General features: G+C 45.4%; 1 protein-coding gene. It reads left to right on the top strand.

Going from position 1 to position 544, the window contains the following annotated elements:
• A partial coding sequence (locus tag DNK84_RS10845; protein WP_162902395.1) for a transposase occupies positions 1-544 on the top strand: 544 nt, incomplete at both ends.

The raw sequence follows: 544 nt of genomic DNA, 5'->3' as shown, positions 1-544 counted from the left end.
AGGCCGCGATCGCCTGTTCACCCCTGAGGTAACGCTTTGGGGAGTCTTATATCAAGTGGTGGATGATGATCAACCCCAGCCAGCAGTCGTTGCTCGCGTGATTGCTGCAAAGCTTGCGAAGAGTCAAAGACCGCCTTCAGCTAACACGTCTGCCTATAGTCAATCCCGCTCAAAGTTGTCTGAAACAGGCTTAAAAACACTTGCAACGGAGGTCGCAACAAAGTTGATTAGCGATACGCCAAATTCATGGCTATGGCGGGGAAAATCACACGTCAAAATTGTTGATGGAACGACATTAAGCATGCCTGATACTTTTGAAAATCAACAGAAATACCCGCAACCAAAATCACAGCAAGCCGGCGCAGGCTTTCCTATCATGCGTGCTGTTGCGATTATTGAATATTCCAGTGGTGTTATTTTAGATTTAGCTATGGGCGCCTATCAGGGCAAGAAGACTGGAGAGCATGCACTATTTCGTCAATTAATGGAGGCTCTAAAAACCAATGATGTGCTCTTAGGTGATTGTTATTATCCTTCATATTTT

This window comes from Facilibium subflavum (assembly GCF_003574485.1).
Taxonomy (GTDB): Bacteria; Pseudomonadota; Gammaproteobacteria; order Francisellales; family Francisellaceae; genus Facilibium; species Facilibium subflavum.
This window is presented reverse-complemented; position numbering and strand designations above follow the sequence as displayed.